This window comes from Ruminococcus sp. BSD2780120874_150323_B10 (assembly GCF_015553695.1).
Classification (GTDB): domain Bacteria; phylum Bacillota; class Clostridia; order Oscillospirales; family Acutalibacteraceae; genus Ruminococcoides; species Ruminococcoides intestinale_A.
In genome coordinates this window covers 150,981-171,417 of sequence record NZ_JADNHD010000001.1, presented here as the reverse complement: position 1 = coordinate 171,417, position 20,437 = coordinate 150,981, and the positions used below count along the sequence as shown (strand labels likewise).

The 20,437-nt window shown below is 37.5% G+C and carries 23 protein-coding genes; 17 read left to right on the top strand and 6 right to left on the bottom strand.

Annotation, left to right across the window (positions count from 1 at the left end; genetic code table 11):
• Positions 1 to 30: 30 nt before the first annotated feature.
• Positions 31 to 942 carry a translation elongation factor Ts gene (gene tsf, locus I2E21_RS00855; protein ID WP_195410094.1) on the top strand — a complete coding sequence of 304 codons (912 nt, stop codon included), beginning with the start codon at positions 31 to 33 and terminating at the stop codon, positions 940 to 942.
• A 396-nt stretch (positions 943 to 1,338) separates the two neighbouring features.
• Here the strand turns inward: tsf and I2E21_RS00850 are convergent, their stop codons facing one another.
• The 3 genes from I2E21_RS00850 to I2E21_RS00840 all read right to left on the bottom strand — a co-directional run bounded on the left by I2E21_RS00850 (position 1,339) and on the right by I2E21_RS00840 (position 3,142).
• A complete protein-coding gene (locus I2E21_RS00850; RefSeq protein WP_195410093.1) occupies positions 1,339 to 2,004 on the bottom strand; it encodes a YcxB family protein in 666 nt (221 codons plus the stop codon).
• A gap of 155 nt (positions 2,005 to 2,159) precedes the next feature.
• Positions 2,160 to 2,705 (bottom strand): NADH peroxidase, encoded by a 546-nt coding sequence (locus I2E21_RS00845; protein WP_186934991.1) that lies wholly within the window; start codon positions 2,703 to 2,705, stop codon positions 2,160 to 2,162.
• A gap of 53 nt (positions 2,706 to 2,758) precedes the next feature.
• On the bottom strand, positions 2,759 to 3,142 hold the full coding sequence (locus I2E21_RS00840; RefSeq protein ID WP_022235397.1) for a transcriptional repressor: 384 nt from the start codon (positions 3,140 to 3,142) through the stop codon (positions 2,759 to 2,761).
• Positions 3,143 to 3,268: 126 nt separating this feature from the next.
• Here I2E21_RS00840 and I2E21_RS00835 point away from each other — a divergent pair, with 126 nt between their 5' ends.
• Genes I2E21_RS00835 through I2E21_RS00825 form a run of 3 tightly spaced genes read left to right on the top strand, consistent with a single transcriptional unit; the run spans position 3,269 to position 5,456 of the window.
• The gene (locus I2E21_RS00835; RefSeq protein ID WP_195410092.1) at positions 3,269 to 4,129 is read left to right on the top strand and encodes a polysaccharide deacetylase family protein; all 861 of its coding nucleotides are present in this window, start codon (positions 3,269 to 3,271) and stop codon (positions 4,127 to 4,129) included.
• Positions 4,130 to 4,188: 59 nt separating this feature from the next.
• On the top strand, positions 4,189 to 4,731 hold the full coding sequence (locus I2E21_RS00830) for an N-acetylmuramoyl-L-alanine amidase (RefSeq protein WP_195410091.1): 543 nt from the start codon (positions 4,189 to 4,191) through the stop codon (positions 4,729 to 4,731).
• Between the two features lie 53 nt (positions 4,732 to 4,784).
• Positions 4,785 to 5,456 (top strand): lactate utilization protein, encoded by a 672-nt coding sequence (locus I2E21_RS00825; RefSeq protein WP_186934589.1) that lies wholly within the window; start codon positions 4,785 to 4,787, stop codon positions 5,454 to 5,456.
• A 143-nt stretch (positions 5,457 to 5,599) separates the two neighbouring features.
• Here the strand turns inward: I2E21_RS00825 and I2E21_RS12395 are convergent, their stop codons facing one another.
• Entirely contained in the window at positions 5,600 to 5,734 is a 135-nt protein-coding gene (locus tag I2E21_RS12395) for a hypothetical protein (protein ID WP_022235401.1), read from the bottom strand.
• 54 nt (positions 5,735 to 5,788) lie between these two features.
• Here I2E21_RS12395 and I2E21_RS00820 point away from each other — a divergent pair, with 54 nt between their 5' ends.
• The 6 genes from I2E21_RS00820 (at position 5,789) to I2E21_RS00795 (ending at position 12,323) form a co-directional block, all read left to right on the top strand.
• Positions 5,789 to 7,111 (top strand): RsmF rRNA methyltransferase first C-terminal domain-containing protein, encoded by a 1,323-nt coding sequence (locus I2E21_RS00820; RefSeq protein ID WP_195410090.1) that lies wholly within the window; start codon positions 5,789 to 5,791, stop codon positions 7,109 to 7,111.
• The gene (gene rsmA / locus I2E21_RS00815; RefSeq protein ID WP_195410089.1) at positions 7,111 to 7,971 is read left to right on the top strand and encodes a 16S rRNA (adenine(1518)-N(6)/adenine(1519)-N(6))-dimethyltransferase RsmA; all 861 of its coding nucleotides are present in this window, start codon (positions 7,111 to 7,113) and stop codon (positions 7,969 to 7,971) included. Before I2E21_RS00820 ends, rsmA begins: the two co-directional genes overlap by 1 nt.
• Positions 7,971 to 8,216, top strand: a complete 246-nt coding sequence (locus I2E21_RS00810; RefSeq protein WP_022235404.1) for a hypothetical protein — start codon at positions 7,971 to 7,973, stop codon at positions 8,214 to 8,216. The genes rsmA and I2E21_RS00810 overlap by 1 nt, the downstream gene beginning before the upstream one ends.
• Before the next feature lie 200 nt (positions 8,217 to 8,416).
• Entirely contained in the window at positions 8,417 to 11,020 is a 2,604-nt protein-coding gene (locus I2E21_RS00805) for a cation-translocating P-type ATPase (RefSeq protein WP_195410088.1), read from the top strand.
• Positions 11,021 to 11,176: 156 nt separating this feature from the next.
• A complete protein-coding gene (locus I2E21_RS00800; RefSeq protein WP_022235406.1) occupies positions 11,177 to 11,713 on the top strand; it encodes an inorganic diphosphatase in 537 nt (178 codons plus the stop codon).
• A gap of 13 nt (positions 11,714 to 11,726) precedes the next feature.
• Positions 11,727 to 12,323 (top strand): sugar O-acetyltransferase, encoded by a 597-nt coding sequence (locus I2E21_RS00795; protein WP_302192791.1) that lies wholly within the window; start codon positions 11,727 to 11,729, stop codon positions 12,321 to 12,323.
• 78 nt (positions 12,324 to 12,401) lie between these two features.
• Here the strand turns inward: I2E21_RS00795 and I2E21_RS00790 are convergent, their stop codons facing one another.
• A complete protein-coding gene (locus I2E21_RS00790) occupies positions 12,402 to 12,611 on the bottom strand; it encodes a hypothetical protein (RefSeq protein ID WP_243237668.1) in 210 nt (69 codons plus the stop codon).
• Positions 12,612 to 12,689: 78 nt separating this feature from the next.
• Here I2E21_RS00790 and pgeF point away from each other — a divergent pair, with 78 nt between their 5' ends.
• Positions 12,690 to 13,520 (top strand): peptidoglycan editing factor PgeF, encoded by an 831-nt coding sequence (pgeF, locus tag I2E21_RS00785; RefSeq protein ID WP_022235409.1) that lies wholly within the window; start codon positions 12,690 to 12,692, stop codon positions 13,518 to 13,520.
• Positions 13,521 to 13,523: 3 nt separating this feature from the next.
• On the opposite strand, the gene I2E21_RS00780 is transcribed toward pgeF, so the two are convergent.
• Positions 13,524 to 14,483: an RluA family pseudouridine synthase gene (locus tag I2E21_RS00780; protein WP_195410087.1), complete on the bottom strand. Its 960-nt coding sequence runs from the start codon at positions 14,481 to 14,483 to the stop codon at positions 13,524 to 13,526.
• Positions 14,484 to 14,754: 271 nt separating this feature from the next.
• Between I2E21_RS00780 and spoVM the strand changes: the two genes are divergently transcribed.
• The 6 genes from spoVM to I2E21_RS00750 all read left to right on the top strand — a co-directional run bounded on the left by spoVM (position 14,755) and on the right by I2E21_RS00750 (position 20,391).
• Entirely contained in the window at positions 14,755 to 14,844 is a 90-nt protein-coding gene (gene spoVM, locus I2E21_RS00775; protein WP_186934596.1) for a stage V sporulation protein SpoVM, read from the top strand.
• Positions 14,845 to 15,020: 176 nt separating this feature from the next.
• Positions 15,021 to 15,362: a dockerin type I repeat-containing protein gene (locus I2E21_RS00770; RefSeq protein ID WP_195410086.1), complete on the top strand. Its 342-nt coding sequence runs from the start codon at positions 15,021 to 15,023 to the stop codon at positions 15,360 to 15,362.
• A gap of 128 nt (positions 15,363 to 15,490) precedes the next feature.
• Positions 15,491 to 17,023 carry an SPOCS domain-containing protein gene (locus I2E21_RS00765; RefSeq protein ID WP_195410085.1) on the top strand — a complete coding sequence of 511 codons (1,533 nt, stop codon included), beginning with the start codon at positions 15,491 to 15,493 and terminating at the stop codon, positions 17,021 to 17,023.
• An 11-nt stretch (positions 17,024 to 17,034) separates the two neighbouring features.
• Positions 17,035 to 18,513: a stage IV sporulation protein A gene (spoIVA, locus tag I2E21_RS00760; protein ID WP_186934598.1), complete on the top strand. Its 1,479-nt coding sequence runs from the start codon at positions 17,035 to 17,037 to the stop codon at positions 18,511 to 18,513.
• A 162-nt stretch (positions 18,514 to 18,675) separates the two neighbouring features.
• Complete coding sequence (locus tag I2E21_RS00755; RefSeq protein WP_195410084.1) at positions 18,676 to 19,122, top strand: OadG family transporter subunit; 447 nt, start codon at positions 18,676 to 18,678, stop codon at positions 19,120 to 19,122.
• 30 nt (positions 19,123 to 19,152) lie between these two features.
• Positions 19,153 to 20,391 (top strand): sodium ion-translocating decarboxylase subunit beta, encoded by a 1,239-nt coding sequence (locus I2E21_RS00750; protein ID WP_195410083.1) that lies wholly within the window; start codon positions 19,153 to 19,155, stop codon positions 20,389 to 20,391.
• Positions 20,392 to 20,437: the final 46 nt, after the last annotated feature.

Below are 20,437 nucleotides of genomic sequence, written 5' to 3'. Positions count from 1 at the left end.
AATTATATCAATCGAAAGGATGTAATATAAATGGCAGCATTTACAGCTCAGGATGTTAAAACATTAAGAGAAAAAACAGGTTGCGGCATGATGGATTGCAAAAAGGCTCTCACAAATGCCGATGGTGATATGGACAAGGCTATTGACTTCTTAAGAGAACAGGGCCTTGCAAAAGCAGCTAAAAAGGCAAGCAGAATTGCTGCTGAAGGTGTTGCTTATGCAACAACTAATGCAGATGCTTCTGTTGGCGTAGTTATCGAAGTAAACGCTGAAACAGACTTCGTTGCTAAGAACGATTCATTTATGGATTTTGTTAAGGCTTGTGCTCAGACAGTTATCGAGCAGAATCCTGCTGATGTTGATGAGCTTATTACACTTAAGGCAGCAGGCTCAGAGCAGACAGTTGCTGAACTTCTCCAGGAGAAGATTCAGACAATCGGCGAGAACATCAAGATCCGTCGTTTTGAGCGTATGGAAGGTGCTTGCGTAGCTTATGTTCATGCAGGCGGTAAGATTGGCGTTCTTGTAAACTTCACAACTGACATTGCTGTAAACGATGAGTTCATTGCTTACGGTAAGGATGTAGCTATGCAGATTGCAGCTCTCAACACTCCATACCTTACAGAGGCTGATGTTCCGGCTGAAGTTATTGAGCATGAGAAAGAAGTTATGCGTCAGCAGGTTATTAACGAGGGTAAGCCTGAGGCAATTGCTGATAAGATCGTTATGGGTAAGATCGGCAAATTCTATAAGGAGAACTGCCTTGTAGATCAGGAGTTCGTTAAGGACAACAAGCAGACAATTAAGCAGTACACTAACAACACAGCTAAGGCTCTCGGCGGCAACATTGAGATTGCTAAGTTCGTTCGTTTTGAAAAGGGCGAAGGCATTGAGAAGCGTCAGGACGATTTCGCAGCTGAAGTTGCAAGTATGGTTAAATAATTAATTATTTATTAATATTGCATAATTAATCCCACTCAAATTTTTTGAGTGGGATTTTTTGCATTTGGAAATAAAGCAATATAAGTATTTTTAGGTACTTTATCAAATGTTTGTTGGGTAAATTATTGATTATCGCACAGCTTTAGCTAAATAATTAAAAATTTGGTTTGGGTTTGGGCAGTGCCCCTAATATATTCCTATATAACAATGTATCAGGCTCAAACAGCGAGCTGTTCGGCTATCAAGAAATTGTGTAAGAGTAAAGTGTTTGTGGCTTTTCCTACACCCCCACGACCTTTGAAAAAGTCGACCAAACTTTTATAATTGCTTTGCAGTTGTATTAAGTCAAACTATAATTTATTAATGTTACCCCGATTTTTAGAATAGAACCGATTTCTATAAGACAGCAATTATCAAATTAATTACAAACAGAGCGATTGTAAGGAACATAAAAACAAAGGCAACCTTTTTTTGATTAGTAACATTAATAACAACTTTCTTTTTAATATTAGGAGATTTACTGAATATATAAGAAATAAAATCTACATTATTGATGTTGCTTTTAATATCTTTACCTATAATCAAAAACAAATTAAACTGTAATTTTAAAAGAATGTATTTTTCGGTTTCGTAAACGCCCGTAATGCTTGAATAATCAAATTCTCTTGATATATTCTTTGTTACGGTAATAATTTTTTCGCCAAAGTAAGTAGTGTGAGTAATATAATTTTCGCCGGTAGTAAACAAAGCTCTTTTATAGCTGTTTTTGATATTTCTCTGTGTTTTAAAATATATTACTCCCATAAGCAAAACTATTACTGCGGATAATATCAGATATAATTGCATATCATCTGTAGTTTCACTTTGAAAATAATAATTAAAAGATTTTAGTATTAATATTCGTGTTGTTATAAAACCCGTTATGATAAATTCAATTATAAATATTATCACCAATCTTTTATAGCTTACATTGTTAAAGTCTAAATAATCTTGTTCGTTCATTACAATTTTTGATTCAAAATCGTATTTATAATCACTGTAATTAATATTTTCATTATCCATTTTTAACACCTCAATACAATGTTATCATAAAGATAAGTAAAAGTAAATAAAATGTTATAAAACAATCAAATTACAGCTGATTTTTTATAAAAAAATAATAAAAAGGACATCGGTATATGAACAGCCGATGTCCTTTGAGTTTTTAAGATTTAAAATCAGTCAGCAAAATATCTCTTTAAAAGACCTGCAAAGCCTGCACCGTGTCTTGCCTCGTCTTTAGCCATCTCGTGAACTGTATCGTGGATAGCGTCAAGATTTTGAGCCTTTGCTCTCTTAGCAAGATCAAATTTGCCTTCGCAAGCGCCTGCTTCTGCCTCTGCACGCATTTGGAGGTTCTTCTTTGTGCTGTCTGTAATTACTTCACCGAGGAGTTCTGCAAACTTTGCAGCGTGCTCTGCCTCTTCAAAAGCATACTTAGTAAAAGCGGCTGAAATTTCAGGATAACCTTCTCTGTCAGCAACTCTTGCCATTGCAAGGTACATACCTACTTCTGAACATTCACCCTCAAAGTTAGCTCTGAGATCCTTTAAAATATCTTCGCTAACGCCCTGGGCTACGCCAACCTCGTGAACTGTTGCAAAAGACGCGCCCTCTACAACCTCTTTGAATTTGCTTGCAGGAGCTTTACACTGTGGGCAAAACTCCGGAGCTGTAGGTCCTTCATAAACATATCCGCATACTGTACAATACCATTTCATAATTTTTTCTCCTTTATAATAAATATATATTGTTAATTAAATACCGCTGTTCGGTATTAGTTATTACAGCAATCTGAACATTTGCCGTAGTAGATAACAAGTTTGCTCTCAATAGAAAAGCCTTTATTTAAAAGTGCAAGGCTTTCCGACGATTTGCTGCCGTCATCTGCTACATCAATTACCCTGCCGCAACAATTGCACACAAAATGTGTATGTGGGGAAGTGTTACCGTCAATGCGTTCTTCACCGTTTACATTACACACAACGCTTACCTTGCCTTCATTTTTAAATAATGAAATGTTACGGTAAACTGTGCCAAGGCTGAGGTCCGGATAATCGGGCTTAAGCTGTTCGTATATCCAACGGGCACTTGGGTGTGTCGTTGTACTGAGAATTGTGTTGTATATAGCGTTTCTTTTTGAGCTGAAATTTCTTTTCATTGCAACATTTTCTCCAAAAAATTGATAATGATTACTGATTGCAAATATATTATCATAACTTTAAATTATTATATTTACATAAAAGAATAATAAAAATTATTTTTATAAAAAAATTTGGAGGTATTTATGGGTAAAATATACAAAAACAGATTAAAACTGCTTTTAATGTGTCTTACCACAGTAATTCTGTCAATTTTTATACTTGCATCTCTTAGCGGTGCAAGCGAAATTTCGGAAAATGCTATAAAAATGCCGATTATAATGTATCATTCGGTATTAAAGGATAAATCAAGCCAAAATGATTATGTGATTTCACCTGATTTATTTGAAAGCGATTTAAAATATTTTCAGGAAAACGGTTATACAACCGTTACGGTAAATGATTTAATTGACTATGTTTATTCCGATAAAGCCTTACCTGACAAATGTGTGATGCTGACATTTGATGACGGATACTACAATAACTATAAATATGTTTTTCCGTTGTTAAAAAAATACAACGCAAAAGCTGTAATTTCACCCGTTGCAAAGTTCAGTGAAGACTTTACGGCAACAGGTGAAGAAAATGCAAACTACGGTCATCTTTTGAAAAAGAATATTAAAGAAATGTATGTTTCCGGGCTTGTGGAATTTCAGAATCATTCATACAATATGCACACTTTGACGCCAAGAAAGGGAATAGGTAAAAAATATAAGGAAAGTGATGATGAATATAAAACTGCAATTACAAATGATATAAATAAGGCTCAAGAATATATAAAATCTATTACAGGCAACGCACCTACCGCATTTATTTATCCGTTCGGTGAAGAAAGCGGCTCAAGTCTTGAAATTCTTAAAGAGGCAGGCTTTTTATCTACTTTAAATTGTACCGAAAAGCTTAATTATGTAACTAAAAATCCCGAAAGTCTTTATGAACTCGGAAGATTTCGCCGAGATAATGCGGAATCAACCGCACAACTTATGGAAAAAATAAGCAAAAAATAAATTGCGGAATAATATATTGTATGGTGCGTGAGCATTATTTTTATAAAAGGAGAATTATTATGCCAAAGGTATATTTAAGTCCGTCACTTCAGGAGTATAATCCTTATGTTGACGGCGGAAATGAAGAATATTATATGAATCTTGTTGCCGACGCTATTGAGCCGTATTTGCTTGCAAGCGGAATAGAATTTGACAGAAACAGTCCCGAAATGACTTTGTCACAGGCGATAAAGGACTCTAATAATTCGGCAAATGATTTACATCTTGCAGTACACAGTAATGCTGCACCGGAGGGCTCGGCAGGCAGATATACCGGTGCTGACATATATTATTATCCGTCAAGCCTTAACGGAAAAAGGTTCGCTGAAATCTTACAACGAAATTATGAAAACATCTATCCGTATCCTGACGATGTAGATATTATTCCGACCACAAGCCTTGCGGAAGTCCGCAGAACAAAAGCGCCGTCGGCATTGATAGAAGTAGCGTACCACGATAATCCCGAAGAGGCACAGTGGATAAGAGAAAATGTCGGAGCAATCGGAAGAAATCTTGCACAGTCAATTGCGGAGTATTTTGGAGTACCGTTTGCAGAGGCTTGAAATAGACGGCTATATAGTGTATAATTTAACAAAAAGCTAACGGAAGTGTAAGTATGAACGCTTTGAGCAACGAAACTAAACTTAAAATTGAAAAAACAATAAAAAATTTGAAAGCAAACAAGATGGATGCTTATTATTGTGATAACAAAGAAGACGCCTGCAATCTTGTAAAAACTCTTATTAAAAAGGGCGATGTAATATCAAGCGGCGGTTCTGTTACTCTTAAAGAAACAGGAGTGTATGATATTATTACTTCTTCCGATTATAAGTATCTTGACAGAGCGGCAGAGGGAATTACTCCCGAAGAGGTGGAAGAAGTTTATCATAAGACTTTTTCTTCCGATGTTTACTTTGCGAGCAGTAATGCGATTACAGAAAACGGAGAACTGTATAATGTTGACGGCAATTCTAACCGTGTTGCGGCAATTTTATACGGTCCTAAGAGTGTTATACTTGTTTGCGGTTATAATAAAATTGTAAAAAACATTGATGAGGCAATTGACAGAGTAAAGAGAATTGCCGCACCGAGCAATACAATAAGATTGAATATTGAAACTCCATGCGGTAAAACAGGTAAATGTATTACAGCAGACAAAGAGGGCGCAGAACTTTGTTCGGGCTGCAAAAGTGACAGAAGAATTTGCTGTAACTATGTAGTTTGCGCTCAACAAAGACATAAGGACAGAATTAAGGTAATAATTATAGGTGAAAAATACGGATATTGATATATTAAAATTTAATTAAATAACAATAGAATTATTCCACTAATTGTTTTTGTGAATTATTGATTTTAAAAAATATGTACTGTTTAAGGCAAGCCATACCTTTGTTTCTAAAAATATGGCTTGCCGCACAGCTATGAACCCGATTAGTGAAAGTTGTTATTCTGATTCTTGTTCTGGCTGTTCTTCTGGTTTTTATTCTGGTTGTTATTCTGATTTTTGTTCTGATTCTGGTTATTGTTCTGGTTCTGATTGTTATTCTGATTCTGGTTGAAGTTCATATTAGCACCTCCCTCCGATATGCTTATTATTATCGTTTCTAAGGAATTTATACAATGAATATTTTTTTAGATAAAATGAAAGCTCTGCTCGGTGACGAGTTTGACGATTTTTTAAAATTTTATAATTCAAGCGGAGAACATTACAGAGGTTTAAGAGTAAATACTCTGAAATGTTCTGTGGAAAAACTTGAAAAATTACTTGATTTTGATTTAAAATCCGCTCCTTTTTGCAGTGAAAGTTTTTATATTCCGAATGAAATTACTTTGCTCGGTAATAACCCTTTGCATCATGCAGGCGCTTTTTATATACAAGAGCCGTCTGCTTCTTCGGCAGTAACAATGCTTGATGTGCAGGAGGGCGACTATGTACTTGACCTTTGCGCAGCACCGGGCGGCAAGAGTACGCAAATTGCCGCAAAACTCAATTCAAAAGGCTTTTTATGGAGCAATGAAATTGTCAAAAACAGAGCTAATATTCTGCTCTCTAATATTGAAAGAATGGGTATAAGAAATGCCACGGTTTCAAATGCGTATCCCGAGGTGCTTTGTGACAGGCTTGCCGGCTGTTTTGACAAAGTGCTTGTTGACGCTCCTTGCAGCGGTGAGGGAATGTTCAGAAAAGACTCAACTGCCGAAAGCGAGTGGAGTGACGAGCATGTAAAAAGCTGTGCGGAGAGACAGTTAAAAATTTTGAACAGTGCTAAGAATGCGCTTAAAGACGGCGGAGTTATGGTGTATTCCACCTGTACCTTTTCAGTTGAAGAAAATGAGGGCGTTATCGGCAGGTTTTTAGAGGAAAATCCTGATTTTAAACTTGAAGACGCAAATGTAAATTTTGGCAGACCGACGCTTGAATATGCACGAAGAATTTTTCCGATGGACGGCGGTGAGGGACATTTTGCCGCAAGATTGAAAAAATCAGGTGAATTATATAAAAATTCTTTTACGGAAAACAGTAAAAAGAAAATTGACAGTAAAATTTTTGATTTTTACGACAGCCTGTTTATAGGCAGACCGTTTGGTGAAAATATTGAAGTGATAGGCGATAAAATTATTGTTTTGCCGCAGGAATATGTACCGTATGAAAAGCTGCCCGTTTTGCGCAGCGGAATAATTTTGGGACAAATAGTTAAAAACAGAATCGAACCGCATCATTCGGCATTTATGGCGGCAAAAGCAGACGAGTGTGTTTCAAAAGTGGATTTTGATGTAAATTCTGCGGAAATTAAAGCGTTTCTTCACGGCGAAGAAGTTGCCGTTGACAATAATATTAAAGGATACACTGCTGTCTGCGTAAACGGAATTACTGTGGGATTTGGCAAATGCTCAAACGGCAGACTAAAAAATAAATATCCGAAAGGACTTAGACTTTTATAATGAATAACTTATCTGATATAGGAAAAATTAAAGAGATACTTTCAAAACACGGCTTTACATTTTCAAAATCACTTGGTCAGAACTTTCTGATTAATCCGTCTGTATGCCCGAGAATGGCAGAGTACAGCGGTGCAGGCGAGGGTGTAGGTGTAATTGAAGTCGGTCCAGGTATCGGTGTACTTACAAATGAACTTTGTCAGCTTGCCGATAAGGTAGTGGCAGTAGAACTTGATAAAAGACTTCTGCCTGTTCTTGAAGAAACCCTTGGCGAATACGATAACTTAAAAGTAGTAAACGAAGATGTACTTAAACTTGATTTACACAAGCTGATTGCGGAAGAATTTGCGGGAATGAAGGTTGTTGTCTGTGCTAACTTACCTTATTACATAACATCTCCTGTTATTATGAAACTGCTTGAGGAGAGACTGCCGATAGAGGCTATAACCGTAATGGTTCAGAAAGAGGCGGCACAGAGGATTTGTGCGGAAGTCGGTACAAGACAGAGCGGTGCGGTCACTGTGTCTGTAAATTATTATGCCGAGCCTGAAATGCTGTTTGGCGTAAGCGCAGGTTCTTTTATGCCTGCCCCGAAAGTCGATTCGGCAGTAATAAGACTTAATGTAAGAAAAGAGCCGCCTGTAAAGGTTGAGAGTGAAAAACTGTTATTCAATGTAATAAAAGCGGCTTTTTCACAGAGAAGAAAAACTCTTGCAAATTCGCTTAGTTCGGGACTTTCTGTTGAAAAAGGCAAGATAAATGAGCTTTTGATTAATTCGGGAGTAGAAACAAACGCAAGAGCGGAAAAGCTGACTCTTGATGACTTTGCGAATATTACAAACAATTTGCAGGAGATGATGTAATGAAAAAGCAAAAAATGAATGTTCTTTTTAAAATTGCGTTTATTTTACTTATAATATGCGTATTGCTTATATTAGCATCAATTATTATTGCCTATGCTTTTGACAGTGAAAAATGGTCGGCAATTACTTCCGCAAGCGGAGTTTTGCTTGCAACCGTAGGAATAATTCTCGGAATGTTAAGCAAACCTAAGAAAGTAAAGTTAAAAGATGAAAATAAAGAAAAACAGTTGACAAAAACCGAATAATCTGATAGAATAAAACCACTGTAAAGGGGAGTAGTTTGCAGATAATCTGTGGTACAATTCGTCAATCTCATACCTTATGGTATCGGTTGTATCTTAAAAAACGAGACTTTTATTGTATGATAATTGCGTTTGCAATATTTTACAATAAAAGTCTTTTTGTTTGCTTACTTTCTTTTATTAAGAAAAAATATGGAGGAATTATGATGAACTGGTATCAGTTGACCAAAGAACAAGTGCTTGAAAAGCTCGGTGTTACAAAGGACGGACTGAGCTCAAAAAAAGCCGAAGAATTATTGCAAAAAAACGGCGAAAATGTTTTGCAGGAGGGAAAGCGAAAAACCGCTTTGCAAGTGTTTCTCAGTCAGTTTGCGGATTTGCTTGTAATTATTCTTATTATTGCTGCAATTATTTCAATGTTTTCGGGTAATATTGAAAGCACTATAGTAATTTTTGCGGTAATTACACTTAATGCCATTCTCGGTACAGTCCAGCATATTAATGCGGAAAAATCACTTGACAGTTTAAAGTCACTTTCATCTCCGAATGCAAAAGTAATTCGTGACGGACAGAAAATTGAAATTCCGTCAAAAGAAGTGGTTGAGGGTGATATGGTTGTGCTTGAGGCGGGTGACCTTGTAGTAGCTGACGGCAGAATTATGAATAATTATTCTTTACAGGTAAATGAAAGCTCACTTACGGGCGAATCAACTAATGTTGATAAAAACGATGATAACATTACTGCGGAAGTCCCGCTCGCAGACAGAACAAATATGGTATATTCGGGCAGTTTGGTAACCTACGGCAGAGCTATTGTAGCTGTTACAGGCACAGGTATGAATACCGAAATAGGCAAGATTGCAAGCCTTATGAATGCGGCAAAAGAAAAGAAAACTCCTTTGCAGGAGAGCCTTGATAAATTCTCAAGCAAACTTGCGATTATTATTCTTATTATTTCTGCGCTCGTATTCGGTTTAAGCCTTTTAAATCATATGGCAATTATTGATGCGCTTATGTTTGCTGTTGCCCTTGCCGTTGCCGCTATTCCTGAGGCTTTGGGTTCAATTGTTACTATTGTACAGGCAATTGGTACTCAAAAAATGGCTAAGGAAAATGCAGTTATCAAAGATTTGAAAGCGGTTGAAAGCCTCGGTTGTGTATCTGTAATTTGTTCCGACAAAACAGGTACGCTTACTCAAAATAAAATGACTGTTCAGAAAATATATATCAACGGTGAAAGTATTTTTGAAGAAGAACTTGACCTTAATAATCAAAGCCACCGCTATTTACTTTACGATATGGTGCTTAATAACGATTCAAGCATTGTTGACGGAAAGGGAATAGGCGATCCTACAGAGTATGCGTTGCTTGAAACTCTAAGAAAACTCGGATACAACGAAGATGATTTGCGTTCGGGACTTAAAAGACTTGAGGAAGTGCCGTTTGATTCCGACCGTAAGATGATGAGCACAAAGTATAAACTTCACGGTGTGAATCATATATTGACTAAAGGTGCTATTGACGCTATTCTTGACAGATGTGACAGTATTGCGGCAAAGGACGGTGTTCGTCCGATTACTCAAGCCGACAAGGCAGATATACTCAAGCAGAATACAGAGTATTCCGAAAACGGCTTGCGTGTGCTTACTTTTGCTTACAAGGAGTCTGATGAAGAACTCAATGTAAATACGGAGTACGGATATACTTTCTTAGGACTTGTTTCTATGATTGACCCGCCTCGTGAGGAGTCAAAAGCAGCGGTTGCAGATGCTGTCAGAGCAGGTATTAAGCCTGTTATGATAACAGGTGACCATAAGATTACCGCCACTGCCATTGCAAGACAGATTGGTATTTTCAGAGAGGGAGATATTGCCGTAACAGGTATGGAGCTTGACTCAATGAGCGACAGTGAACTTGACCAAAAGATTGAAAAAATATCTGTCTATGCTCGTGTTTCACCCGAAAATAAAATCAGAATTGTTGAGGCTTGGCAGAGAAAGGGCAACATCGTTTCTATGACAGGTGACGGCGTAAATGACGCACCTGCACTCAAAAAAGCCGATATCGGTGTTGCAATGGGCATTACAGGTACAGAGGTATCTAAGGATGCAGCGTCTATGGTACTTCAGGATGACAACTTTGCAACAATTATTAAAGCTGTTGCAAACGGCAGAAATGTTTACAGGAATATTAAAAATGCAATTCTGTTCCTGCTTTCGGGCAATATGGCAGCTATATTTGCGGTAGTTTACGCATCACTTCTTGCTTTGCCTGTGCCTTTTGAGGCAGTTCATCTTCTCTTTATAAATCTTTTAACCGACTCGCTTCCGGCTATTGCTATCGGTATGGAGAAGCCCGAAAAAGATTTACTCTCGCAAAAACCGAGAGATCCTAAACAGGGTATTTTGACTAAAGAATTTTCCGCACTAATGCTTTTGCAGGGTGCACTGATTGCCGTTGTTGTAATGACTGCTTTCTATATAGGTTTGCAGGTTAATGCCGCAACTGCAAGTACAATGGCTTTTGCAACACTTACCCTTGCTCGTTTGTTCCACGGCTTTAACTGTCGCAGTAAGCATTCGATTTTTAAAATCGGTCTTGCCTCAAATGTATATAGCCTGCTTGCTTTTGCGGCAGGTGTAGGACTTCTTGCTTTTGTAATTTTTGTACCGTTTATGCATCCGCTGTTTAAGATTGCGGAACTTACAGGCGCACAAATCGGATTTATTGCTCTGCTTGCTTTTATTCCGACTGTAATTATTCAGATTGCTAAGGTAATTGCTGAAAACATTAAAAAGAGTAAATAAGAGCAAAATCGACCAAACTCAAGCAAAGATATATCTCTTTTAATAAAATAAATTTTATAAACCGCAGTATTGTTGTTAAAATATTATTAAAATTCTTGACAACTAACTGCGGTTTATTTATAATTAAGTTAAATAAATTTGTGAGGTGGCTTTATTATGAATATTTGGCACGATATATCACCAAAAAGGATTACATCAGAAAAATTTTACGCTGTTATTGAGATTTCAAAGGGCGGTAAAAATAAATATGAGCTTGATAAAGAAACAGGTATGTTAAAACTTGACCGTGTGCTTTTTACTTCAACTCATTATCCCGCAAACTACGGCTTTATTCCGAGAACCTATGCAGATGACGGAGATCCGCTTGATGTGCTTGTTCTTTGTTCCGAAACAATACAGCCAATGACACTTGTTGAGTGCAAGCCTATCGGTGTACTCAATATGATTGATAATGACAGCTGTGACGAAAAAATCATTGCCGTTCCTGTTAATGACCCTAACTATTGCGGTTACAATGACATTGCTGACCTTCCTCGTCACTATTTTGACGAAATTCAGCACTTTTTCCAGGTATATAAGAGCCTTGAAAGCGGTAAGGTTACATCTGTAACTGAAACCAACGGTGTTGAGATGGCTAAGGATATTATTAAAAAGTCAATCGACAGCTACATTAAAGATTTCCAGATGGCATAAACAGAGGTATTAAGTGACAGAAAAAGAAAAAATGATTGCCGGCAAGGTATATAATTCTCAAGACAGCGAGCTTGTTGCTGCTTTGAATAAATCTAAGTCGCTTTGCCGTCAATACAATAATCTTGATTTTTCAAATGTTGCCGCTCGTAAGGTTATTATTGATGAACTTTTACAAGAAGAGCATAACGATGGATATTGTGTTTTTACTCCTCCGTTTTGGTGTGACTACGGATTTAATGTAAAAGTGGGTAAGAATTTCTATTCAAACCATAACCTTGTTATACTTGATTGTGCAGAGGTTACTTTTGGCGACAATGTTTTTGTCGGTCCTAACTGCGGATTTTATACTGCAATTCATCCTATTGATGCTCATCAGAGAAATACAGGAATTGAACTTGCAAAACCGATAAAAGTCGGCAGTGATGTTTGGTTTGGCGGCGGCGTAACCGTACTTCCCGGTGTTACTATCGGAAATAATGTTGTAATCGGTGCAGGCTCGGTTGTTGTAAAAGACATTCCGTCAGGCGTTGTAGCGGTCGGCAATCCTTGCAAACCTATCAGAAAAATTACCGAGGCTGACAAGCTTGATTTAGACGATCAGAATATCTAAAAATATTAATGCATAACAAAAGGCTTTCTTGAGTTTTTAAGAAAGCCTTGATATTTTTTTATAAAAATATTAAAATAATTATAGTTTGAAGTCATCTAAGGTGTACTCGTGAAGAGTCGGCGCTGACTGCGGAACACGCATAAGCGGGTCATATTTAAAGCTTTTGCATTTGTCATCAATAATTGTTTTGTTTTTTATGCAATGACAGGTATCGTTTTCATAAACCGAATTTAAGCAGTATGTACAGCTTGGTTTTATGTTTTTGCCGAAAAGCTTTTTCTTCAACATAATATCACCTCATTCTTTAATCATTATAACATTAACAGTTGTCATTTTCAAGCGAAACTACGCATAAGGAGAAGTATAATGAAATTTAATTCAAAAACTATGACTATCCATAATGCGGACAGTGTGCCGTATTTAACATATAATTCTTTATCGGAAATTGATTTTATAAATCATGCTTTTTCCACAAAACTCGGCGGTGCGTCGACGGGTGAGTTTACATCAATGAACTTTGCGTTTAACAGGGGAGATAATCCCGACAGTGTTACTGAAAACTATAAACGCTTTTGCAAAAGTGCGGGATTTGATTATAATACGCTTACGGCTTCTGCTCAAGACCATAATACTTATGTTCGTGCGGTTACAACAGAAAATATTGGAACAGGTATTTATAAGCCGAGAGATATTGAAAGCGTAGACGCACTTATTACAAATCAGAAAGGTGTAACTTTGGTCACTTATTATGCCGATTGTACTCCGCTTTTCTTTGTTGATACAAACAAAAAAGCAATAGGACTTGCTCACGCAGGCTGGAGAGGTACTGTCGGCAGAATAGGCGAAAAGGTTGTGCAAAAAATGACCGAGCTTTACGGAACAAACCCGTCTGATTTAAAATGTGCGATTGGCCCTGCTATTTCCGTGTGCTGTTATGAGGTTGACAAACCTTGTGCCGACCATTTTCTTGCACTTAAAAATGTAAATCCGTCAGATTTTGTTCATCCTAAAGAAAACGGCAAGTATATGGTTGACTTGCTTGAAACCAACAGACAAATTCTTACGGCAGCAGGTGTAAAGCCGGAGAATATCACGGTTTCTGATGTATGTACAAACTGTAACAGCGATTTGTTGTGGAGTCACAGGGCAACCAAAGGGCATAGAGGCACAATGTGTGCGTTTATGTGTATAAAATAATTCTTAAATAGAAATATGCTTATTCTTTGCAAACCATACTTCTTTTACAGAAAATTCTTTGCCGTTAAGATAATTAAGAATACCTGCGTCGGTGTCAAATGAAAATTTAAGTTTATAGCTGTAAAGTGCCTGATACTTAATGTTATCAGGTGCTTTTCTGTTTTTTCCGTATTTAGTATCGCCTACAAGCGGATGACCGATATATGCCATATGCGCTCTTATCTGATGCGTTCTGCCTGTCAGAAGTTCAACTTCCGCAAGACTGTATTTGCCGTTGAAATCAAGAATTTCATATTTTGTTATAATTTCTTTTGAGCCGTCAACCTGTTTACTGAAAACTTTAACTTTATTTTGCGCTTCGTTTTTAATAAGATAATCGTGAAGAATATCGCAATCTTTTTTAGGCTTGCCGTGCAGCAGGCAAAGATAGTATTTTTCAAGTTCTCTTGTTTTGATTTTGGCATTGAGAACCCGCAAACTTTCGGCATTTTTTGCCGCAATTACTATACCTCCCGTGTTTCTGTCAATTCTGTTTGCAAGAGCGGGAGCGAATGCTTTTTCTTCTTTTGGGTTGTATTCGCCCTTATTATAAAGGTAGTGCTGAACTCTTGCCACAAGCGAATCAAAATGGTAACTCTTGTCCTGATGTACGATAATACCGGGCTTTTTGTCAATCAGAATTATGTTCTCATCCTCATATACTATATCAAGTTTGTCGGGCGCTTTTAAAAATTCGTAGTTTTCCTGCTCGCTTTCCTCAAAAAATTCATCTTTTATGTACAGAGTAAGCACATCGCCCTCTTTGAGCATATCTTTTATATCGCACTTTTTGCCGTTTAGTTTAATGTACTTTGTACGGATATATTTATACATAAGCGACTTTGGCATAGTTTTGAATCTTTTTGAAAGGAACTTGTCAAGTCTTTGGTTTGCATCGTTTTTCTTTATATCAATAGTTCTCATTGCTTTCTCCTTAACCTTAATCAATTTAATTTTATATTATTATAAAATTTTTTTCAACCGATTTTTCACACTTTTTAAAAAGCTGTGTAAACTGATACAGGGTGATAAAGTGAATTGCTACTCACACAGGCTAAGGTCGGCTGTATTTTTCGGGCTTGGACTTCTGACTGCAAGTTTACTGCCTTCAGAATGTGTGCTTGTGGTTGCAGCTGCAGCACTTATCGTGGTCAGTCTGACTTGCATACGAAGATAATATGAGAGGAGATTTGCAATGAAAGTTGTACTTATTGAACGACCAAAATTTTTATCGGCAATTTTACGGAAGATTTACGGAATTAAAAAGGTAATAAATCCGCAATAAAACTTTCTTATATGTAAAATAAAATGAAATTTTATTGGTAATCATTAATAACATAATTTAACAAAAGATGTGCATATCAACAAAAAGATATGCACATCTTAATTTATTATTGAGTTCTTTTGGAAAAAATATTATAATAGGACTGAAATTTTATTATGGAGGTTTTGAATTAACACATGAAACTAATCAAGAAAAGCGTAAGCATTCTTCTTTCTTCGATGATGCTTGTTGGTTGTACAGTTACTGCACTTACAGCTAATGCCTCAACAGGCGGTCAGCTTTGCAGTAAGTATGCTACAAACCCTAATGGCAAGGTAGGTATTCAGAAGATTATCACTATTGACGGTAATGTTACTGTAGACGACGTAACATTACTCCAGCTTTACGTTGCCGGTGACAAGTCACTTGACGCTAACGCTCAACTCAAAGCTGATGTAAACAGAGATGGCATTATTGACATTCTCGATTGCACAGAAATTCAGCTTTATGTTGCGGGTAATATTCCAAACCTCGGTTGATATCTGATATAATTTAACAGCTTTTACAGCATCGGATTGATTAATTTCAGTCCGATGCTTTTTTATTGTAATATTTTCATTACCTTTCTAATATATTTTGAGTATAAATATAAAAGGAGAGATAAAATATGGAGTTTAATCAGGATAACCGATCGTTTTGCACAACTGTTGCGGTGCTTGACACGGTTGCCGAACAGCTTGCTGATGTCGATTTAACTTTACCCGATTATTGTCCGGATATCGAAAAAATTTTGAAATGTACTCTTATCCCTAAAATTCAGACAAGAACCTTATCGGGCGGTCAACTGCAAATTGACGGTAACTGTGTTGTTAATGTGCTGTATGTTGACAGTATCAAAAAAAGTATTCGTTGCTGTGAGCAGTCGGTTAATTTTTCTCAAAGCTTTTCTGTTAAAGAAGCGCCTGATAATCCTGTTATATTAACAAGAACAAAGCCCGAGTACATAAACTGTAGGGCATTAAGCCCTCGCAGACTTGTAATGCACGGTGCATTTTCGTTATATGCAAAGGTGCTTTCCTCGGCAAAAACAAGTATCTACTCACCGCCTGTCGAAAATTGTCTTGAAGCACAGCTGATGAATATAAAATGTGCAAGCCTGACTTCTCTTTGCCAAGAACAGTTCAGCGTGGTAGAAGAAGTTTCTGTGGGAGATAAGCCTGTAATTGAATCAATCTTGAGTACCGATATAAGTGTGAATATTACCGATACCAAAGCTGTTACAGGTAAACTTATGGCGAACGGCGAAATCAACTTAAAACTATTATATATAACTGATGTTGAGAGCGGCGAAACAGGAAAACTTGATTACTTATTGCCCTTTAATCAAATTATAGATTGCGAGGGTATCGACGAAAATACAATTAACTGTGTTTCCTGCGATATTATGTCTTATGACATCAGACTTAAGAATGATGTTATGTCAGATAAACCTCTTTTACTGCTTGATTTAAAACTTTGTCTTACAGAAGAAGGCTATGTAATAGCTGACGAAAATGTAGTTACAGACGCATATTCTGTTAAATGTGCAACTCAACCCGCTTTTACACAATTGAATATAGTAAGTGATCTTGCAAAACTTAATGATTCTCATATTGAAAAATCTTCGGTTGCTGTCGATAACGGAAAAATCAGCAAAGTAATAAACATATCATCAAACCAAATTACTGCTGATTATTCTTGCGACGATAAGGGTATAACTGTTTCGGGTAAGGTAAATATTTGTATTCTTGCCGAAAACGAAGATAAAATACCTGTGTTTATTGAACGCAATATAGACTATTCTCATCTTATGACATCAAGCAGTGAGTATAACTGTGCATTGTATGTTGAACCTCGTGTAGCAAGTATAAGCTATCGACTTGCCGATGACAGCACAGTTGAAATCAGGTGTGAAATTAAATTTGCCGTTTCGGCTGCCGCAAAAGAAAATATAAGGGCGGTTTCCGATGTAGAGATATTTGAAGATAAACCCGTAAAGCCCGAAGAGTGTGCACTGACTTTGTACTTTGCGCAAGCGGGGGAGAGTCTGTGGAGTATTGCCAAATCGCATAATACGGCACTTGATAAACTGATTGAAGAAAATTCGGCAGCGGCACAAAATGAGGATATTTCTCGAATGCTGCTTATTCCGAGAGTTTAGGAGGTACAAAAATGGAAGAAAGAAATGTGTATCGTGACATTTCACGCCGAACAGACGGAGATGTGTATATCGGTGTTGTAGGTCCTGTGCGAACAGGTAAGTCAACTTTTATAAAAAAATTTATGGACTCTCTGGTATTGCCGAATATAACGGATGAGGCGGTATATCGCAGAACTCTCGATGAACTTCCGCAGTCGGCATCGGGAAGAACCATAATGACAACCGAGCCTAAATTCATACCGGAAGAATCAGTTGAAGTTGATCTGGGAAACAACACTTCTTTCAGGGTAAGAATGATTGATTGTGTAGGTTATATAGTTGACAGTGCAATCGGCTACAGTGAAGACGAACAGCCGAGAATGGTTAAAACGCCTTGGTTCGATAAGGAAATTCCTTTTGATGACGCTGCCGAAATCGGCACCAAAAAGGTTATTACAGATCATTCGACAATCGGCTTGGTAATAACAACTGACGGTACAATCAGTGATATTGACAGGGAAGACTACATTGAGAGCGAACAGCGGGTTATTAACGAACTGAAAGAGATTAACAAACCTTTTATTGTTTTGCTCAACTCAACCGAACCTGAAAGTGAAAGAGCAAAAAATCTCGCTGCTCAAATGGCGTCAATTTACAATGTGCCTGTAATTCCCGTAAGCTGCATGGAACTTGACGAATTTGAAATTAAGCGTATTCTTGCCCAGCTTTTGTTTGAGTTTCACATAAAAGAAATCAAAGTAGATATTCCTAAATGGCTCGTAATGCTTGATAAAGATCACTGGCTCAAAACCAATATCTTTGACGCAATCAAAAAGAGTGCGGGAAAAATCGAAAAAATCCGTCAGGTTCAGGATATAATGCAGGAACTTGACAACTGCGAATATATTAATTCTACCGAAATAAAAAGTCTTGATTTGGGCAGAGGCTTTGCGACTATCGGAATTAATATTGACAGTAAATTGTTTTATAAGGTACTTTCCGAAGAATCAGGTATTGACATTACCGACGAATGTGCGCTGTTCAGTTGTGTAAAAGAACTTTCCAAAAAGCAGAAAGACTTTGATAAACTTGCGCAGGCTTATGAACAGGTGCAGGAAAACGGTTACGGAATTGTTATGCCGACTATTGAAGAGTTATCGCTTGAAGAGCCTGAAATTATTAAACAGAGCGGAAAGTACGGTATAAGGCTCAAAGCAAGCGCACCGAGTATTCATATGATGAAGATTTATACAAAGACAGAGGTAACTCCGATTGTAGGCTCGGAACAGCAGTCCGAGGAGCTTGTATCTTATCTTTTGAAAGAATTTGAGGAAAATCCGGAAAAAATTTGGGAAAGCAATATCTTTGGCAAATCCGTGCATGAACTTGTCAACGAGGGACTGCACAATAAATTGTATAGAATGCCGTCCGACGCAAGAGCAAAAATAGGTGAAACCATTGAAAAAATTATAAATGACGGTTGCAACGGTCTTATATGTATAATTCTGTAATTGAAATATAATGCTTTAAAATTAAACAAATTATATTTTAAAATATTTAATATGATTAGGTAAACCGCCAAAAATTATTCCCCCCCGTATTTATTATTGAAAATTTTACAGGAATAAAGTATAATAATCCTGTATGAAAATAATAAATATGGGGGTTATTTTATGAATCTTTCCGATGTAGCTTTAGCAGCTCAGACAGCCCAGAAAGAAAGTCTTACGCTTGCTGAAAAAGGCATAACATCCGCAAAGGTTGTTCTCACAGGCTTTGTTGTTGTATTTGTCATGCTTATTCTGTTGATTTTTATTATTAAAATCTTCAGCGCTATTGTTCAGAAGGCTCAAAGTGCCGGCAGCAACAGCAAAAAAGGCAAGAAAAATAAAGATGAAAAACCTGCTGAAAAGCCGGCTGCGGCACCTGCTTCTGTTGTTACCGCAAGCGCAGCAACAGACGGAATTTCAGACGAAGTTGTAGCTGTTATTTCAGCTGCCGTGGCAACAATGTACGGTTCATCTGAAAAAGCACGAATCAAGAGTATTAAAAAGTCATCTGACGGTGGTCGTTCAGCTTGGGCAAAAGCCGGTGTACTTGATAATACCCGCCCATTTTAAGACATATTTTAAGGGAAAGGATGTTATCTAATGGAAATTTTACAAGGCTTTGTAGATGCCGTTGTAGGTATCTTTAACAGTTCAGGCCTTACAACTCTTAACTGGCAGAACTATGTTATGATTGGTGTTTCAATCGTTTTGCTTTATCTTGCTATCAAAAAGCAATATGAGCCGCTCTTGCTTCTTCCTATCGCTTTTGGTATGCTTCTTGTAAACCTTTATCCGAGCATTATGGCTCCTCAGTCAACTGAACTTCTTACCGAGGCTCAGTGTGCGGCACGAGATATTGCAACATCGGGTCACGCCACACAGGTTATTGACGGCGTAACTTATTATGAAAACCCAACATACGGCGGATTGCTTTATTATTTATATCAGGGCGTTAAGCTTGGTATTTACCCACCGCTTATCTTCCTTGGTATTGGTTGTATGACAGACTTTGGTCCGCTTATTTCAAACCCAAAGAGCCTTATCCTCGGTGCTGCCGCTCAGATTGGTATTTTCGTAACATTTACAGGTGCTATCTTCCTCGGCTTTACAGCTAAAGAGGCTGGCGCTATCGGTATTATCGGTGGTGCAGACGGTCCTACCGCTATTTTCGTTACAACAAAGCTCGCACCTCACCTTTTAGGTTCAATTGCGATTGCCGCATATTCATATATGGCGCTCGTTCCTATTATTCAGCCGCCTATTATGAAAGCTCTTACAACAAAGAAAGAGCGTGCTGTAGTTATGGAACAGCTTCGTCCTGTATCTAAACTTGAGAAGATTATGTTCCCTGTAATTGTTGTAATTATCATTGCAATCTTCCTTCCTGACGCTGCTCCGCTCGTTGGTATGCTTATGCTTGGTAACCTCTTTAAGGAATCAGGCGTCGTTGAAAGAATTAACAAGACAGCTCAGAATGAACTTATGAACATTATTACAATCTTCCTTGGTACTACTGTCGGTGCAACTGCATCGGGACAGACATTCCTTACTATTGATACAATCAAGATTATTGTTCTTGGTCTTATCGCATTCTGTATGGGTACTGCATTCGGTGTACTCTTTGGTAAGATTATGTATGTTGCAACAGGTGGCAAGGTAAACCCACTTATCGGTTCAGCAGGTGTATCTGCCGTTCCAATGGCTGCTCGTGTATCACAGAAGGTTGGTCAGCAGGAGAATCCAGGTAACTTCCTCCTTATGCACGCTATGGGTCCTAATGTTGCCGGTGTTATCGGTTCAGCAGTTGCAGCAGGTGTATTGCTCAATGTTGTTGGCTAAAAACAAATATATATAATTTCAATAAAGGAAGTCGTTATGGCTTCCT

Excerpts from the sequence above, each read along its gene's own strand:
- tsf (WP_195410094.1), top strand. The coding sequence starts at position 31 with ATGGCAGCATTTACAGCTCAGGATGTTAAAACATTAAGAGAAAAAACA.
- I2E21_RS00850 (WP_195410093.1), bottom strand. The coding sequence starts at position 2,004 with ATGGATAATGAAAATATTAATTACAGTGATTATAAATACGATTTTGAA.
- I2E21_RS00840 (WP_022235397.1), bottom strand. The coding sequence starts at position 3,142 with ATGAAAAGAAATTTCAGCTCAAAAAGAAACGCTATATACAACACAATT.
- I2E21_RS00835 (WP_195410092.1), top strand. The coding sequence starts at position 3,269 with ATGGGTAAAATATACAAAAACAGATTAAAACTGCTTTTAATGTGTCTT.
- I2E21_RS00830 (WP_195410091.1), top strand. The coding sequence starts at position 4,189 with ATGCCAAAGGTATATTTAAGTCCGTCACTTCAGGAGTATAATCCTTAT.
- I2E21_RS00825 (WP_186934589.1), top strand. The coding sequence starts at position 4,785 with ATGAACGCTTTGAGCAACGAAACTAAACTTAAAATTGAAAAAACAATA.
- I2E21_RS12395 (WP_022235401.1), bottom strand. The coding sequence starts at position 5,734 with ATGAACTTCAACCAGAATCAGAATAACAATCAGAACCAGAACAATAAC.
- I2E21_RS00820 (WP_195410090.1), top strand. The coding sequence starts at position 5,789 with ATGAATATTTTTTTAGATAAAATGAAAGCTCTGCTCGGTGACGAGTTT.
- rsmA (WP_195410089.1), top strand. The coding sequence starts at position 7,111 with ATGAATAACTTATCTGATATAGGAAAAATTAAAGAGATACTTTCAAAA.
- I2E21_RS00810 (WP_022235404.1), top strand. The coding sequence starts at position 7,971 with ATGAAAAAGCAAAAAATGAATGTTCTTTTTAAAATTGCGTTTATTTTA.
- I2E21_RS00805 (WP_195410088.1), top strand. The coding sequence starts at position 8,417 with ATGATGAACTGGTATCAGTTGACCAAAGAACAAGTGCTTGAAAAGCTC.
- I2E21_RS00800 (WP_022235406.1), top strand. The coding sequence starts at position 11,177 with ATGAATATTTGGCACGATATATCACCAAAAAGGATTACATCAGAAAAA.
- I2E21_RS00790 (WP_243237668.1), bottom strand. The coding sequence starts at position 12,611 with ATGTTGAAGAAAAAGCTTTTCGGCAAAAACATAAAACCAAGCTGTACA.
- pgeF (WP_022235409.1), top strand. The coding sequence starts at position 12,690 with ATGAAATTTAATTCAAAAACTATGACTATCCATAATGCGGACAGTGTG.
- I2E21_RS00780 (WP_195410087.1), bottom strand. The coding sequence starts at position 14,483 with ATGAGAACTATTGATATAAAGAAAAACGATGCAAACCAAAGACTTGAC.
- spoVM (WP_186934596.1), top strand. The coding sequence starts at position 14,755 with ATGAAAGTTGTACTTATTGAACGACCAAAATTTTTATCGGCAATTTTA.
- I2E21_RS00770 (WP_195410086.1), top strand. The coding sequence starts at position 15,021 with ATGAAACTAATCAAGAAAAGCGTAAGCATTCTTCTTTCTTCGATGATG.
- I2E21_RS00765 (WP_195410085.1), top strand. The coding sequence starts at position 15,491 with ATGGAGTTTAATCAGGATAACCGATCGTTTTGCACAACTGTTGCGGTG.
- spoIVA (WP_186934598.1), top strand. The coding sequence starts at position 17,035 with ATGGAAGAAAGAAATGTGTATCGTGACATTTCACGCCGAACAGACGGA.
- I2E21_RS00755 (WP_195410084.1), top strand. The coding sequence starts at position 18,676 with ATGAATCTTTCCGATGTAGCTTTAGCAGCTCAGACAGCCCAGAAAGAA.
- I2E21_RS00750 (WP_195410083.1), top strand. The coding sequence starts at position 19,153 with ATGGAAATTTTACAAGGCTTTGTAGATGCCGTTGTAGGTATCTTTAAC.